The organism is Deltaproteobacteria bacterium, assembly GCA_016875225.1.
GTDB lineage: Bacteria > Myxococcota_A > UBA9160 > SZUA-336 > SZUA-336 > VGRW01.
In genome coordinates, this window is the sequence record VGRW01000012.1 from 19,751 (window position 1) to 35,053 (window position 15,303).

The window sequence follows — 15,303 nt, forward strand, 5'->3', positions numbered from 1 at the left end:
CCCGGGACTTCGTCCCGATTTCCGTGAACACGCGAGCGTGCCGTCACCCGACCGCACGCGCCCTGCGAGGAGATCGAAATGTTGGAACGGACCGCGCGCGTCTGCGCGGCGGCTGTCGCGCTTACCGCGGGCCTGGCCTGCGCCAGCGCAGACCAGATGGAGCGCTACCGGGCGCAGCGGCTCGAGATCGCGCGCCCGAGCGTCGAATCCGCGAGCGCCGTACGGGGTGATCCGCTCGACGGCGCCGGGCTTCTCTCGCGAAGCGCTCTGGTGTCGCAGGTTCTCTTGCGAAACCCGGGGCTCGAGGCTTCGCGCTCGGCGTGGCAGGCGGCGCTCGCGCGCTACCCGCAAGTGGTGTCGCTTCCGGACCCGACGCTCGGGTACTCGGTGCGGCCGCGCTCGATCTCGGACCGCGACGTCGATCCCGCGCACGACGTGGAGCTTTCGCAGCCGCTTCCGTTTCCCGGGAAGCTGGCATTGCGCGGCGAGATCGCGCTCGCCTCCGCCGACGCGGCTTCCGAGGGCGTGGCGGGGGAGCGGGTGAGGCTGGCCGCGCTCGCCTCGATCGCGTTCGACGAGTACTGGCTCGCGGACATCGCGCTCGAGACGAACGCGCAGCACCTCGCGTTCCTCGAGGAGCTGCACGCCACGGCGCTGGCGCGCTACGCGGCGGGAACCGCCTCGCAGCTCGAGGTGCTCGAGGCCGAGAGCGAGGTCGCGATGCTCCTGCACGGCGATATCGAGCTCCGAGCCCAGCGGAGGATCGCCGCCGAACGGATCAATCTGCTCCTGCACCGAGCGCCGGTCCTGCCGCTTCCGCCGCCTGCGCGCGAGCTAGAGGTTCCGACCGAGCACGATCTCGACGCGGACGCGCTCGTCGAGCGGGCGCTCGCGCGTCGGCCCGAGCTTCGCGCGCGCGTGGCCGAGACGCGCGCGAACCGGGCCGCGGTGGCGCTCGCCGAGCGCGAGTTCCTGCCCGACCTGGAGCTCCAGGCCGGCTACATGGGCTCGATGCAGGAGTCGCCGCTGCGGCCGTTCCTGGGCATCGAGCTCGAGCTTCCGATCCAGCTCGGCCGCAGGCGCGCGGCGCTGGACGAGGCCAACGCGCTTCTCGCGCGCGGAAGAAGCCGCAGCCGGGGGCTCGAGGATCGGGTCCGATTCGAGGTGGTCGTCGCGATCGAGCGCCTGCGCGAGGCGCAGCACCTGCTCGAGCTCTCGCGCGAGCGGCTGCTTCCGGCCGCGCGCAGCCGCTCCGCGTCCGCAGTCTCTGCGTTCCAGACCGGCCAGGCGGGCTTTCCCGAGCTCGTGAGTGCGGAGCGGGCGCTCCGCGCCGCGGAGTTCGGCGAGCACGAAGCGCTGGCCAACCTCTCGCGCAGACGCGCCGAGCTGGCGCGCACCCTGGGCGAGACGGCCCCGCTCGAGAAGGAGCAGCGATGATCGGAGAACGATTCGGACGCCGGACCTGGATCGTCGCGCTCGCGCTCGCGACGCTCGCCGCCTGTCGCGAAGCCGAGCGCGCCCCGGCCGCGTCCGCCGCGACCTTCTCGGGGACGGGTCTACACGTGGACGTGTCGCTCGGAGGGGGCATGGCTCGCGAGGGCGAGAACGAGCTTCGGATCCGAGTTCGCGATGCGAGCGGCGCGCCGGTCGACGATGCGAGCGCTTTTCTCGCCTACAGCATGCCGATGGCGGGCATGGCCACGATGGGCGGGAGGGTCGACTTCCAGCCGGTCGGGCGCGGCGAGTACGTCGCGATCGCGGCGCTCTCGATGGGTGGCACCTGGAAGCTCGAGCTCGAAGCATCGCGACCCTCGGGCGAGGTCGCGACCGCCGTGGGCTCGCTTCGCACGGGCGCGCCGGGGCTCGAGCTCGACGCTCCCTCCGGCCGCGCGGAGAAGCGGGCCAGCGCGCCGGCCTCGGCAGAGGTTCGCGTCGATCCGGCGCGCCTTCAGAAGCTCGGAGTCCGTTTCGCGAGCGCCGAACGAGGGCCGCTCGAGCGGATCGTCCGCGCGACCGGAACCGTCGTCTGGGACGAGACGGCGCTGGTCGACGTCTCGCTGAAGGTGCGCGGCTGGGTGCGCGAGCTCCACGCGGACTCGCTCGGCGCACGCGTCGAGGCGGGCGATCCGCTGTTCAGCGTCTACAGCCCGGAGATCTACGCGGCCGAGGCCGAGTACCTAGAGGCGCTACGCGCGCAGGCGGCTGCTCGCAACAGCGCCTCGACGGACCGAGCCGATGCGATGGTCCGCGCCGCACGAGCGCGCCTGCGGCTCTGGGACGTCGCAGAGTCCGACGTCGCCGCCCTGGTCGAGCGAGGAGAGCCGCGCGAGTCGGTGCCGATTCGCGCTCGCTCGAGCGGATTCGTGCTCGAGAAGAACGTTGTTCTCGGCGCAGCGATCGAGCCGGGAATGCGGCTGTTCCGGATCGCGCCGCTCGACCGCGTCTGGGTCGACGCGCAGGCGTTCGAGTCCGACGTCGCGCTGCTGCGGGTCGGACAGACGGCGCGAGTGCGCGGTCCGACGCTGCCCGAGCGCGGGATCGAGGCGCGCGTCGCCTGGGTCTACCCATCGCTCGACGCCGTCGCTCGTACCTCGCGGGCACGGCTTACGCTATCGAACCCGGACTTCGCGCTCCGCCCGGGGCTCTGGGTCGAGGTGGAGCTGCGGATCGATCTCGGCGAGCGTCTATTCGTGCCGGCGTCGGCGGTGATCCATTCCGGCGCGCGTCGCGTGGTCTTCGTCGATCGCGGGGAAGGCCGGCTCGAGCCGCGCGACGTCCAGACCGGCGCGGCCGCCGGTCCATCGATCGAGATCGTATCCGGGCTCGCCGCCGGCGAGCGCGTGGTCTCGGCGGGGAACTTCCTGATCGCCGCGGAGAGCCGGCTGCAGTCGGCGCTGGAGCAGTGGTGATCGCGCGCGTCATCGCCGGTTGTGCGCGCGCGCCGGGTCTGACTCTTCTCGGTGTCGCTGCGGCCTGCCTCTGGGGGATCTTCGATATCCGGCACTCGCCACTCGACGCGATCCCCGACCTGTCGGACGTCCAGGTCATCGTTTCGGCGGAGTGGCCCGGTCGCGGGCCGGATCTGATCGAGGATCAGGTCACCTATCCGGTCTCGTCGACGCTGCTCTCGCTGCCGCGGGTGCGATCCGTGCGCGGACAGTCGTTCTTCGGGCTCTCGCTCGTATACGCGATCTTCGAGGACGGCACGGATCCGTACTGGGCGCGCAGCCGGGTGCTCGAGTACATGGACGCGGCGCGCGCGCGGCTTCCCGACGGGGTCACGCCCGTGCTCGGGCCGGACGCGACCGGCGTCGGCTGGGTCTTCGAGTACGCGCTCGTCGACCGCAGCGGGCGGCACGATCTCGCGCAGCTTCGCAGCATGCAGGACTGGAACCTGCGCTACGCGCTCGCGAGCGTTCCGGGCGTCGCCGAGGTCGCGTCGATCGGCGGCTTCGTGCGTCAGTACCAGGTGCAGGTGGACCCGGGACGGCTGCGCGCCTACGGAATCCCGCTGCGCGACGTGATCTCCGCCGTGCGAGAGGCCAACCACGAGACCGGCGGCGGCGTGATCGAGCTGGCCGAGCACGAGCAGGTCGTGCGCGGGCGCGGCTACGTCCGTTCGCTCGAGGATCTCGAACAGGTCCCGCTGCGCGTCGGAGACGCGGGGGTGCCGGTGCTTCTGCGCGACGTTTCGCGCGTCGTGTTCGGACCCGATCTGCGCCGCGGGCTGGTCGAGCTCGATGGCGAGGGCGAGGTCGTGGGCGGGATCGTGGTGATGCGCTTCGGCGAGAACGCGCTCGCGGTGATCGACGCGGTGAAGGCCCGCCTCGCCGAAGTCCGCCTCGGGCTTCCCGAGGGCGTCGAGCTCGTCACCACCTACGACCGCTCCGAGCTGATCCGCGCGGCCATCGGCACGCTCTCGCGCACGCTGCTCGAAGAGCTCGCCGTCGTCTCGGTCGTGATCGTGGTCTTCCTGCTGCACGTCCGCAGCGCGCTGGTCCCGATCCTGCTGATCCCGATCGGCATCTCGCTCGCGTTCGTTCCCATGCTCTACCAAGGATTGACCGCGAACATCATGTCGCTGGGCGGTATCGCGGTGGCGATCGGGGCGATGGTCGACGCGGCGATCGTCGTGGTCGAGAACGCGCACAAGCGGCTCGAGAGATGGCAGGCCGGGGGAGGGCCCGGCGAACGGAGCGACGCGATCGTCGCGGCGATGCAAGAGGTCGGTCCGAGCATCTTCTTCGCGCTGCTCGTGATCACCGTCTCGTTCCTGCCGGTGTTCGCGCTGCAGGGCACGGAGGGGCGGCTCTTCAAGCCGCTCGCCTTCACCAAGACCTACGCGATGGCCGCCGCCGCGCTGCTCTCGGTGACGCTGACGCCGGCTCTCGCGGTGCTGCTGATCCGCGGCAAGGTGCGAGCCGAGCACGAGAATCCGCTGAACGCCTGGCTCGTGCGCGCCTACACACCCGCGGTTCGCTTCGTCGTGCGGCGGCGCGGGTGGGTGATCGTCGCCGCGCTGCTGCTCCTGGCCAGCGCGGTGCCTCCCTTTCTCTCGCTCGGCTCGGAGTTCATGCCGCCGCTGAACGAGGGCACGCTTCTGTACATGCCGACCGCTCCGCCCGGGATCGCGGTCGGAGAGGCCGCACGCGTGCTCCAGCTCATGGATCGCGAGCTGCGCGCGGTTCCCGAGGTCGAGCGCGTCTTCGGCAAGATCGGCCGCGCCGAGACGCCCACCGACGCCGCTCCGCTCTCCATGGTCGAGACGATCATCCAGCTCGCCCCGCGGGAGCGCTGGCGTCCGGGCCTCGACTGGGACGCGCTCGTGCAGGAGCTCGACGCGAAGCTCCGCTATCCCGGCATGCCGAACCTCTGGTGGATGCCGATCCAGACACGCACGGAGATGCTCGCCACCGGGGTCCGCAGTCCGCTCGGCGTGAAGATCTTCGGCGACGATCTCGAATCGGTCGAGCGCGCCGCGATCGAGATCGCAGCCGCGCTGCGCGGAGTTCCCGGAACGCGCAATGCGTTCGCTGAGCGGACCACCGGCGCCTTCTACCTCGACGCGCGGATCGACCGGGCGCGCGCTTCGCGACACGGCGTCTCGGCGCAGGATCTGAACGAGGCGCTCGAGGCGGCGATCGGCGGCACGAACGTCTCGCAGACCGTCGTGGGACGCGAGCGCTACGCGATCAACGTTCGCTACGCGCGGGAATTCCGGGACGACGCCGAGCAGGTGGGTCGCGCGCTGGTGCCGACCGCCAGCGGAGCGCTGGTCCCGCTCGGCGAGCTCGCGGATCTGCGCTTCGAGACCGGGCCCGAGATGGTGCGAAGCGAAGCCGGGAAGGTGGTCGGCCTGGTGGCCGTCGACGTCTCGGGCCGGCCGATCGTGGACTACGTCGAAGAGGCGCGCAGCCGGATCGAGTCCAGCGTCGCACTTCCCGCGGGCACACGAATCGCCTGGGTCGGGCAATTCGAGTACTTCGAGCGCGCGAAGGCGCGGCTCGCCTACGTGCTGCCGCTCACGCTCGCCCTGGTCGCGCTTCTGCTCTACCTGAACACGCGCTCCGGCGTCGAGACGGCGCTCGTGATGCTGGCGGTTCCGTTCTCGCTGATCGGTGCGGTCTGGCTGCTCTTCGCTCTCGACTACAACCTGTCGGTCGCCGTCTGGGTGGGCATCATCGCGCTCGCGGGACTCGACGCGCAGACGGGCGTGGTGATGCTGCTGTACCTGTCGGTCGCGCACCGCGAGCGCGAAGCCGCGGACGGCCTGCGAAGCGCCTCCGATCTCGAGGACGCGATCGTCGAGGGCGCGGCGCGCCGCATCCGCCCCAAGCTGATGACCGTGCTGACGACGATGCTCGGCCTCTTGCCTCTGCTCTGGAGCAGCGGCACCGGTGCGGACGTGATGAAGCGGATCGCGGCGCCGATGGTCGGCGGCCTGGCGAGCTCGTTTGCGCTGGAGCTCTTGGTCTACCCGGCGCTGTTCGCGCTCTGGAAGGGGCGTGCGCTCGTCAGTCGATCCGGACGCGGAACCGCAGCGTGAAGCTCGGTCCGGTGGGTCCGGCCTTGGCGGCGAAGCTTCCGCCCGGACTCACGCGAAGATGCGTCACGGCCGGGTCGGCTCCGTTCACGTCCGGGGTGGGGACGTAGCTCCAGGTCGCGCCGCCGTCGCTCGAGAACTCCAGGTCGTCCGCGAGGTTCGCGAGCGAGGCGTACGAGTAGGAGAGCGAGCTGGTCGGCACGCCCTGCGTGAACGCCACCGGCCCGCTGCCGGGTCCCGCGATGTCGTCGACGATCAGCTGCGACGGAACGGGGATCGGGTCGGAGAAGCGGATCGAGTCCGCGTCCGAGCTGCCGGCGCCCTGGTTGGAGACGATCACGGTGTACTCGATCACGGCGCCCGGGATCGCCCTCGGATTCGACGCGCCGTTCACCGGGTCCGAGAGCGTGAGCAGGGATTTCACGATCACCAGGTTCACCTTCACGAGCGAGAGGACCTGGTCGTCGATGTTCCAGTAGCCGGCCTGACTCTCGGGAGTGTTGGGTTGCCCGGAGCGATGCACGTGCCCGTTGGTCGCGCCGATCGTGCTGGTCGACCCGTCGCGCGCGTAGACGCGCACGGTCCAGCTGGCGCTCTCCGGATCGACCGAGCTGAAGGTGTAGGTCGGGTTGGCCCCGACCGAGCCGTCATTCGTGAAGACGCGGTCGCCTGCGGTGGCGTCCCCGTGGCTTCCGTCGTCGTAGAGCACGATCCCGCTCGCAACGGCGCTGCCGCCGGAATCGAGCAGGTCGGCGCGGACCGACGTGGTGGTGGCCTGGACGACCGCGCGGATCAGGAGCGGCTGTCCGACCTGGTAGATCGACGCGCTGGTGACTCCGGTGTCGTTCGGAGCGGTGATGTTGGCGCCGAAGGCCTCGACCAGCGCGTTGCTGATGGTCGCGTTCTGTCGGCTCCACTCCACGTCGTCGAGCTTCACCCAGGACTTGTACAGGTCGTCGTTGCCGTAGAAGCGCATGGTGAAGCGAAGCGTGACGGTCGTGCCCGCGTACGCGGCGAGATTCAGCGACGCTTGCCGCCAGCCGGCGTCGAGAAGCACCGGGCCGTAGGCGGGATTGCGGCCGACCCCGTAGGTCTGGATGTTCAGGTCCGCGAGCGGGTTCGCGATTCCCAGCGCCGTGTGGTTCACGAGCGTCCCGTTCACGTCGAGCGTCATGTAGTCGTACTGGGTCGAGCTCGTCATCGAGTCGAAGGCCTGATAGCGGAACTGGTACACGAAGCTTCCGGCGGCCGCGCCCGAGGGAACCGCCACCGAGCGCGAGACGCGGATGTACTCGGTCGTGTTTGCCGGGCTGTCCTCGCAGCGCGAGCGGTAGCCGAGCAGAAACCACGAGAGCCCGGTATTGGCGGCGTTGTCCACCCCCGCCGTCGCGTTGTCGTTGCATCCCGCGGGCAGGTTCACCGTCGCCGCTTCGGGCGGCACGGTGTGGACCTCGGCGTTGTGACCGCCAGCCGAGCCAGTGGTCGCGACGGTCCAGTTCGTGGGCGTGGCTCCGCTGGAGTGCTCGAAGTTCCCGTTGATCCGCGATGCCAGCGCCGTGGCCGCCTTGGCTCCGTTCTGGGTGATGTCGAAGTAGAGCCAGTACGTCTGAGCGCCGGCATCCTGGGCGATGAATCGGATCTCACCGCGGGCGTTCGCGGCGGCATCCGTGACGCCGCCGTACTTCACGTCCGTGAACTCCTGTGTCGCCACGAGCGTGGTGCCGTCGGCGCGCGTGACGCGCGGCGAGCTCGCGTCGAAGCTGCCGCTGATCCCGAGCTGCGCGAGCAGCGCCGCGAAGTTCGCGTCGACGACGACCGTGCTGTTCAAAGCTGACGACGCCGGAACCGAGATCGGCACCCGGTAGTGCCAGCTCGGGTCGTACCAGGCGGGCGCCGAGCGCAAGTCGGCCCTGGCGGTCCCGCCGAGCGCGAACACCAAGATGGCGAGCCATGCGCGTCGCATTTCGCTTCTGAAACGGGGTATTGCGTCGCGGACTTGAGCGTCGCCCCTGCTAGCATGGGAAATGGATCAGTGATGCAGCTGCGGAGACCGGCAATGAGCGACGACAACGTGACGATATCGATGCTGAAACAGCGCGCGCTGCGCTTCCGCGACGCGCGGCGCTGGCGGCAGTTCCACAACCCGAAGGATCTGGTACTCGCGCTCGCGGCGGAAGCCGGAGAGCTCTGCGAGCTGGTGCTCTGGAAGGACCAGTCGGAGCTCGCGTCGGAGCTCCGCGAGGCGCCCGCGCGAAGCCGCTTCGCAGACGAGATCGCGGACGTTCAGAACCTGCTGCTCCTGCTCGTGGACGCGATCGGCCTCGATCTCTCCGACGAGTTCGCGCGAAAGCTCGAGTCGAACGAGCTGAAATACCCGGTCGAGAAGGCGAGCGGCCGCGCGCTCAAGTACACCGAGCTCGACTGACCCCGGCTACGAAGGCTTGTGGAAGGCGAACGCGTGCTCGCGGCGGTTCGCACGGCCCGCGTGCTCGGGGCGCTCGACCGAGGCGCCGGCGACGAGCGCGAGCCCGGCGCGTGACGCAGCGTCGAGCGTCGGCTGCGACGCGTCGACGACTCCGGCGGGCAGAAGCCCGTCGCCGATCACGACGACGAGATGGCCGCCGGGCGCGAGCGCGCGCGCGACGTTTCGAGTCCACAGATCGGTGTCGGTTCGCCAGATGTCCCGCGCGCGCTCGCGCCCGCCGCGCCAGAGCCTGCGCGCGCCGATCTCGAGCGACGCCTTCGGTCGTTCGCCGAGCCAGACGTGCCGCAGGTGCTGCATCGGCAGGTAATCGTACGTGGATGGGTACGGCGGCGACGTGAGCACGAGCGAGACCGGCTGCGGGGGCTCGATCTCGCGCGCGTCGGCGAGGACGATCTCGGCCTCGGGTGTCAGCGGCGGCACGGCTTCTCGCAGGCTCGCGAGCTGCCGCGCGAGCTCTCGCGATTTCTTGTGGAACAGCACCGCAGTCGTTCCCGCGGGCCGGTCGTGCTTCTCCCGCGACGCCTTCGTGTCCGACACGCGGTACGACACCTTCACGATCAGCGACGAGAACACGGCTTCGAGCAGACCTCGGACCGCCGCGTCGGAGGCGGCGATCCCTGCCCGCAGCGCCTCGAGCTCGCGCAGAACGTGTGGCGCGAACCAGGTCTCGACCGCGCGCACGATCTCGTCGCGTGGCGGCGCGCCGGTCGACGAGGCGGCCCGCGCGAGCTCCGTGAGCTTGCGCGCGCGCGAGCGGAACAGCGTGAGCGTGGCATCGTCCGGCGTCGCGCAGCGCGCCTTCGCCACGCGAATCGCCACGGGCGAGACGTCGCTGCCGTACGCGACCCGACCGGCCGCGCGCGCCTCGACCAGGGCCGTTCCGCCGCCGCAGAACGGGTCGAAGACAGATTCGCCGGGAAAGAGCGCGATCAGATCGCGCGCGGCGTCGGCGTGCATCCCCGCCGGGTAGGTGTGAAACGAATGTGTGTAACGCTCGACCGGACCGTGGCGCGAGAGCGCTCCGCACAGGCCCTCGGCGATCGCGTCGTCGCCGCGAAGCGCGCTCGAGAGAGCGGGTCGGTCGTGTGCAACTCGGCGGCGATCGGCCATTGGAGCCGACACGCTACCGCCGCGTGATCCGCGCGTCAGCTCCGTAGACAGCGCCGGGGCGGCGTATATAATGCCGCCCCGTGCGAAGCCTTTGTTGGCGTTGGTGAACCGGCCGCGCGGTGCAGCCGGGTCACCCATCGTAGACGCCGATTCCCTTCGCAAGCCAGTTTCCGGACTGGTCAAGAGACCGCCAAAGAACCCTCGACTTCCCTGGTTCGAGTCCCCTCCAGGTCTTGAGCGCGCCCGACGCGGGTTGAGACGCGAGTCTCCCAAATGCGGACGCAGCGCTTGACGTGTACCCGGGAAACGTCCGCGGGAGCCGAGTACGGCGTCCAAAGCCTATGCGTCGATCCAGCCTCGCGATCATTTTCCTGATTGTCGTCGCCAACTTCACCGTCTTTGCCCTGCTGAACCGCCCCGTCGATCCGCCTGCCTGGGAAGGGAAGATCGCGGGCGTCTCGTTCGCCCCCTACCGGGCCGGGCAGGGACCGATCGACAAGATCTACCCGACCGAAGCCGAGATCCGGGAGGATCTGCGCCACGTTTCGACGCACACCGGCTCGGTGCGCACCTACAGCTCGCTCGACGGGATGGAGCAGATCCCGCGGCTGGCGAGCGAGTTCGGGCTGGCCGTGACGGCGGGGGCCTGGCTGGATGGCGACCGCGCCAAGAACGAACGCGAGATCAAGGGCCTGCTGGCGAGCGCCCGGGCCAATCCGAACGTCACCCGGGTCGTCGTCGGAAACGAGGTCATGCTGCGCGGCGACCTGACCCGCCGGCAGCTCGCGGGCTATCTGCGCCGCGTGAGGGCGCAGCTGGCCGTACCGGTCGGTACAGCGGAGCCCTGGCACGTCTGGATCAAGCACCCGGAGCTGGCGCGAGACGTGGATTTCATCGCGGTCCACCTGCTCCCCTACTGGGAGGGAATCGCGGCCGACGACGCGATCGGCTTCGTCACGGATCGGCTCGCGGAGGTCAAGAAGAAGTTCCCCGGCAAGCCCGTGATCATCGGGGAGGTCGGCTGGCCCTCGAACGGCCGCATCCGCCGCGGCTCCGTGCCATCGCTGGCGACAGAGGCGACCTTCCTGCGCGAGTTCCTGAATCTCGCCAAGCGCAATGAGATCGACTACTTCGTGATGGAGGCGTTCGACCAGCCCTGGAAGATCCCGGTCGAGGGGGGCGTCGGCGCCTACTGGGGGATCTGGGACGAGGCGCGAAACGCGAAGTTCGCCTGGACCGGTCCGGTCGTGGGCGTGCCGGGCTGGCCGATCCTGTTCGCCATCGCGAGCCTCGTGCCGCTGCTGCCGCTGCTCTGGTTCCTGAACCGCTTCGAGCGCTTCCGCGTACGCGGCAAGATCTTCTTCGCGGGCGTCGCGCAAGCCGCCGCCTCGCTCTTCGTCTGGGTCGGCTATCTGACGGTGAGCCAGTACCACAGCGCGTACTCCGCCACCGCGTGGGTCGTGCTGCTCGGCGCGCTGGCCGGGCTGCTCGCGATCGGGATCACGGAGGCCTTCGAGCTGGTCGAGCTGCTCTGGCACCGGAAGCTCGCGCGCCGGTTCCGCCCCGTCGCGCCTCGAGAGCCCGAGCGCATGCCGTTGGTCTCGCTGCACCTGCCGATCTGCAACGAGCCGCCGGAGATGGTGCGCGAGACGCTGGAGGCGCTCGCGGCTCTGGATTACCCGAACCTGGAAGTCCTGGTGATCGACAACAACACCAGCGACCCCGGTCTCTGGAAGCCCGTCTCCGATCTGTGTCAGGTCCTCGGTCCGCGCTTCAAGTTCCATCACCTCGACAAGGTCGAGGGATTCAAGGCCGGCGCGCTGAATCACGTGCTCCGGCTGACCGACCCCGCGGCGGAGATCGTCGCGGTGATCGACAGCGATTACGTGGTTCGCCCCGACTGGCTCGCGAACCTGGTCCCGTACTTCGCGGACCCGAAGATCGGCATCGTCCAGGCACCGCAGGACTACCGCGACGGGAACGAGAGCGCCTTCAAGGCGATGTGCCGCTGGGAGTACGCGGGCTTCTTCGAGATCGGCATGGTCCATCGCAACGAGCGCAATGCGATCATCCAGCACGGGACCATGACGCTGGTGCGCCGCGCGGCGCTCGACGCGCTCGGGGGCTGGGCCGAGTGGTGCATCTGCGAGGACGCGGAGCTCGGCCTGCGCATGATGGAGGCGGGCTACGAGACCGCCTACGTGAATCGATCCTACGGTCAGGGCCTGATGCCCGACACGTACACCGCCTACCAGAAGCAGCGCTTCCGCTGGGCGTACGGAGCGGTGCAGATCCTGAAGCGGCACTGGCGAGAGCTCGTGGGGCTCGCGCCCTCGAAGCTCACCGGCGCGCAGCGATACCACTTCATCGCCGGCTGGGCGCCCTGGTTCGCCGACGCGCTGAACACGGCGGTCACGGCGCTGGCGCTGGTCTGGACGGTGGGGCTGGTGACGCTGCCGAAGGTGTTCGAGTTCCCGCTGCGCTTCTTCCTGTGCGCGTCGCTCGGCTTCTTCTCGCTGAAGGTCGGCAAGACGCTCTGGCTCTACGCAGCCCGGGTGAAGGCGACGCCGGGCCAGAATCTCGCCGCGGCGCTCGCGGGTCTCTCGCTCACGCACACGATCGGCAAGGCGATCTTCTCGGGACTGTTCACGAAGAGCCGGCCGTTCATGCGTACACCGAAGTGTGAGGATCAGCCCGCATTCGTGCGCGGACTGCTCGCGTCCCGCGAGGAGAGCACCATCCTCGGGCTGCTCGCGCTGGGCGCCTTCGCGATCTTCGTCCGCTACGGAAGCGACGACGTCGAGGCGCTGCTCTGGATCGCGCTGCTCGCGGTGCAGTCGCTCCCCTACGTGGCGTCGCTGTCGACGGCGATGGTCAATGCGCTCCCCGCGCGCGCGGTCGTGCAGGCGGCGCCCAAGCCGATCGGGCCGCTGGTCCCCTCCGAGTACGACTCGATCATGTCGGGAGTGGTCGGCGGACACGACCTGAACCGCACCTAGCGGCTACACTCCTCCGAGCGACGGAGGATGCATGGCGGCCGAGGTCCTTCTCACGATCCTCGCTTCGATCGCGGCGCTCGTCGCCGTCGCGCTCGCGTATCGGCTCGCGCAGGCGTCGCGCCACTCCCTCGAAGTCGCGGAGCGCGCCGTGCGCGAGGAGCTCCGGATCGGCCGCGACGAGGCCGCGAAGGCCTCGAGCGAGCTGCGCGGCGAGGTGACGTCGCAGCTGAAGGGTCTCTCGGACTCCAACGAGCAGCGTCTCGACCGACTCCGATCGACGCTCGACACGCAGCTCGCGCAGCTTCAAGCGGGCAACGAGAAGAAGCTCGAGGAGATGCGCAAGACCGTCGACGAGAAGCTGCAGAGCACGCTCGAGAAGCGGCTCGGCGAGTCGTTCAAGCTCGTGAGCGACCGGCTCGAAGCCGTGCAGCGCGGGCTCGGCGAGATGCAGAACCTGGCGACCGGGGTCGGCGACCTGAAGCGCGTGCTCACGAACGTGAAGACGCGCGGCGTGTTCGGCGAGGTCCAGCTCGGCGCGATCCTCGAGCAGATCCTCACCCCCGACCAGTACGCGCGAAACGTCCAGCCCAAGCCGGGATCGCGAGAGATCGTCGAGTTCGCGCTGCGTCTGCCCGGACCCGACTCCGACCCGAACGCGTGTGTCTGGCTGCCGATCGACGCGAAGTTCCCGCAGGAGGACTACGCGCGTCTGGTCGAGGCCGCCGAGACCGGTGAGAGCGACGCCGAGCGCAGCGCGTCGGCCGCGCTCGCGCGCGCCGTGCGCGGCTTCGCCGCGAGCATCCGCGACAAGTACGTCGATCCCCCGCACACGACCGACTTCGCGATCCTGTTCCTGCCGACCGAGGGTCTGTACGCGGAGATCCTGCGCCAGCCGAACCTGGTGCAGTCGCTGCAGCAGGAGTGCCGCGTGATGGTGGCCGGACCGACCACGCTCGCGGCGATCCTCACCAGCCTGCGCATGGGGTTCCGCACGCTCGCGATCGAGAAGCGAGCGAGCGAGGTCTGGCAGGTCCTGGCGGCCGTGAAGACCGAGTTCGGCAAGTTCGGCGAGGCGCTCGGCCGCGTGCGCAAGAACCTGGATACCGCAGCAAGGTCGATCGACGACACCGCCGTGCGCACCCGCGCGATGACGCGCCGCCTGCGCGAGGTCGAATCCCTTCCCGCGGGGGAGTCCGAGCAGGTTCTCTCGCTCTCCGCAGAGTCGCTGCAAGCGGAGGACGAGGTCTGAGCGGGCCGCGCGCGGCTACTCGATTCCGAGCCGGCCGAGCAGCGCGAGCAGATCGAACTCGAGTTCGGCCACGCGTCTTCCCGAGGCCGCCATGACGATCGAGGGAACCGAGCCGTCCAGGTGTCCGATCGCCTGGCGCGCCAGGCCGAGGCCCCAGCGCAGCGTGCCGAGCACCTTCCACCAGTGGAAGCTCTCGGCATCGACGCGGCCGCCCGCCTCGACGTAGGCGTCGAGCAGCGCCGAGCGGTGCGCGAAGCCGCCGACCTCGAGCGCGTCGGCGCCGAAGCGCCAGGTGCGCAAGGCAATCCAGGCCAGATCCTCGTTCGGGTCGCCCAGGTGCGCGCCCTCCCAATCGAGCACCGCTCGCAGTCCCGTGGCGTCCACGATGATGTTTCCGTTGCGCAGATCGCCGTGCACGATCGAGAGCCGGGCGGCCACGCTCTTCGCCCGGCGCTCGAGCCAGCGCAGGCCGAGCGCGAGCGCGGGGGCCGGCTGCCAGAGCGAGTCGAGCTGCTCGCGCATCGCCTCGAGCGCCCGCTCGACCGCGGTTCGCGCGTCGCGCGGACCGAGGCCCGCCGGCGCGCGCTCGAGTGGAATCGCGTGAAGCCTGGCGAAGGCGCGTCCGAGCTGACCCGCGAGCCTGGCTCCGATCCGCTCGCGCTCGACCAGGCGCAGCACGCGGCGCGGAACCGTCTCGCCCGCGACGCGCGTGGAGACGAAGAACGGGCCGCCGACGAATCGCTCGTCGCTGCAGACCCAGTGCACGTGCGGAACCGGGACTCCAAACTCCTCGGCAACGCGCAGCGCGCTCGCCTCGGTCTCGGTCGGCATCAACAGGATCGCGGCGGACGGGGTGATCGAGGCGACGAGCTCGAGGCGAGTCGAGCCGTCGATCGCATCGAAGAGCACGTTGCGACGGCGCGCGCCCGCGGATGCCTCGCCGAGAATCGAGATCTCGATTCCGCGTCCGAGCTCCTCGCCGAGATACTCCGCGAGGCCAGCCGCGACGGGCCGACTCATGCGTCGACCGCTGAATCGTAGCTCTCGTACCCGGGGCGCGCGATCGAGATCTTTCCCCGTGCGACTTCGGCGAGCAGCAATTGCGCGCGGCGCTCGAACCCGACATCCGTCGTCCCGGAGCGAAGTCGCGCGGCGAGGCGCGTGTTCAGCTCGAGCACGCTCTCGCCCGGCCCGACGAGCGACTCCAGCAGAGACCGCTCGCGCTCCAGCAGCTCGGGAGCGAGCCGCAGCTCGCGCTCGACGATTCGGGCGAGATTCGCCGCGACCCGTACGCGGTACTCGAGCGCACCGTCGAGCGCGGGCATCACCTCTCGCTCGAGTGTCTGCGCGATCACTGCGAGCAGCTCTTCCGCATCCGGTCGATCTTGCACGCGGCGAGTTTCGCACGCCGGGCGTG

The 15,303-nt window shown here is 70.0% G+C and carries 10 protein-coding genes; 6 read left to right on the top strand and 4 right to left on the bottom strand.

The window, feature by feature from the left end; all coding sequences use genetic code 11:
* Positions 1-78 precede the first annotated feature (78 nt).
* The 3 genes from FJ108_05065 to FJ108_05075 are packed head-to-tail and all read left to right on the top strand — an operon-like array spanning position 79 to position 6,046.
* Entirely contained in the window at positions 79-1,437 is a 1,359-nt protein-coding gene (locus tag FJ108_05065; protein ID MBM4335272.1) for a TolC family protein, read from the top strand.
* Positions 1,434-2,909 carry an efflux RND transporter periplasmic adaptor subunit gene (locus FJ108_05070; GenBank protein MBM4335273.1) on the top strand — a complete coding sequence of 492 codons (1,476 nt, stop codon included), beginning with the start codon at positions 1,434-1,436 and terminating at the stop codon, positions 2,907-2,909. The genes FJ108_05065 and FJ108_05070 overlap by 4 nt, the downstream gene beginning before the upstream one ends.
* On the top strand, positions 2,903-6,046 hold the full coding sequence (locus FJ108_05075; protein ID MBM4335274.1) for an efflux RND transporter permease subunit: 3,144 nt from the start codon (positions 2,903-2,905) through the stop codon (positions 6,044-6,046). Before FJ108_05070 ends, FJ108_05075 begins: the two co-directional genes overlap by 7 nt.
* Here the strand turns inward: FJ108_05075 and FJ108_05080 are convergent.
* Positions 6,015-8,006, bottom strand: a complete 1,992-nt coding sequence (locus FJ108_05080; protein MBM4335275.1) for a hypothetical protein — start codon at positions 8,004-8,006, stop codon at positions 6,015-6,017. The genes FJ108_05075 and FJ108_05080 overlap by 32 nt on opposite strands.
* 93 nt (positions 8,007-8,099) lie before the next feature.
* Between FJ108_05080 and FJ108_05085 the strand changes: the two genes are divergently transcribed.
* On the top strand, positions 8,100-8,468 hold the full coding sequence (locus tag FJ108_05085; protein MBM4335276.1) for a nucleotide pyrophosphohydrolase: 369 nt from the start codon (positions 8,100-8,102) through the stop codon (positions 8,466-8,468).
* A 6-nt stretch (positions 8,469-8,474) separates the two neighbouring features.
* On the opposite strand, the gene FJ108_05090 is transcribed toward FJ108_05085, so the two are convergent.
* Complete coding sequence (locus tag FJ108_05090; protein ID MBM4335277.1) at positions 8,475-9,638, bottom strand: hypothetical protein; 1,164 nt, start codon at positions 9,636-9,638, stop codon at positions 8,475-8,477.
* A gap of 341 nt (positions 9,639-9,979) precedes the next feature.
* Here FJ108_05090 and FJ108_05095 point away from each other — a divergent pair, with 341 nt between their 5' ends.
* Both FJ108_05095 and rmuC read left to right on the top strand, forming a co-directional pair.
* Entirely contained in the window at positions 9,980-12,637 is a 2,658-nt protein-coding gene (locus FJ108_05095) for a glycosyltransferase (GenBank protein ID MBM4335278.1), read from the top strand.
* Positions 12,638-12,668: 31 nt separating this feature from the next.
* Entirely contained in the window at positions 12,669-13,886 is a 1,218-nt protein-coding gene (gene rmuC, locus FJ108_05100; protein MBM4335279.1) for a DNA recombination protein RmuC, read from the top strand.
* Positions 13,887-13,901: 15 nt separating this feature from the next.
* Here rmuC and FJ108_05105 read toward each other — a convergent pair whose 3' ends face one another.
* Positions 13,902-14,906 (bottom strand): phosphotransferase family protein, encoded by a 1,005-nt coding sequence (locus tag FJ108_05105; GenBank protein MBM4335280.1) that lies wholly within the window; start codon positions 14,904-14,906, stop codon positions 13,902-13,904.
* The gene (locus FJ108_05110; protein MBM4335281.1) at positions 14,903-15,277 is read right to left on the bottom strand and encodes a hypothetical protein; all 375 of its coding nucleotides are present in this window, start codon (positions 15,275-15,277) and stop codon (positions 14,903-14,905) included. Before FJ108_05110 ends, FJ108_05105 begins: the two co-directional genes overlap by 4 nt.
* Positions 15,278-15,303: the final 26 nt, after the last annotated feature.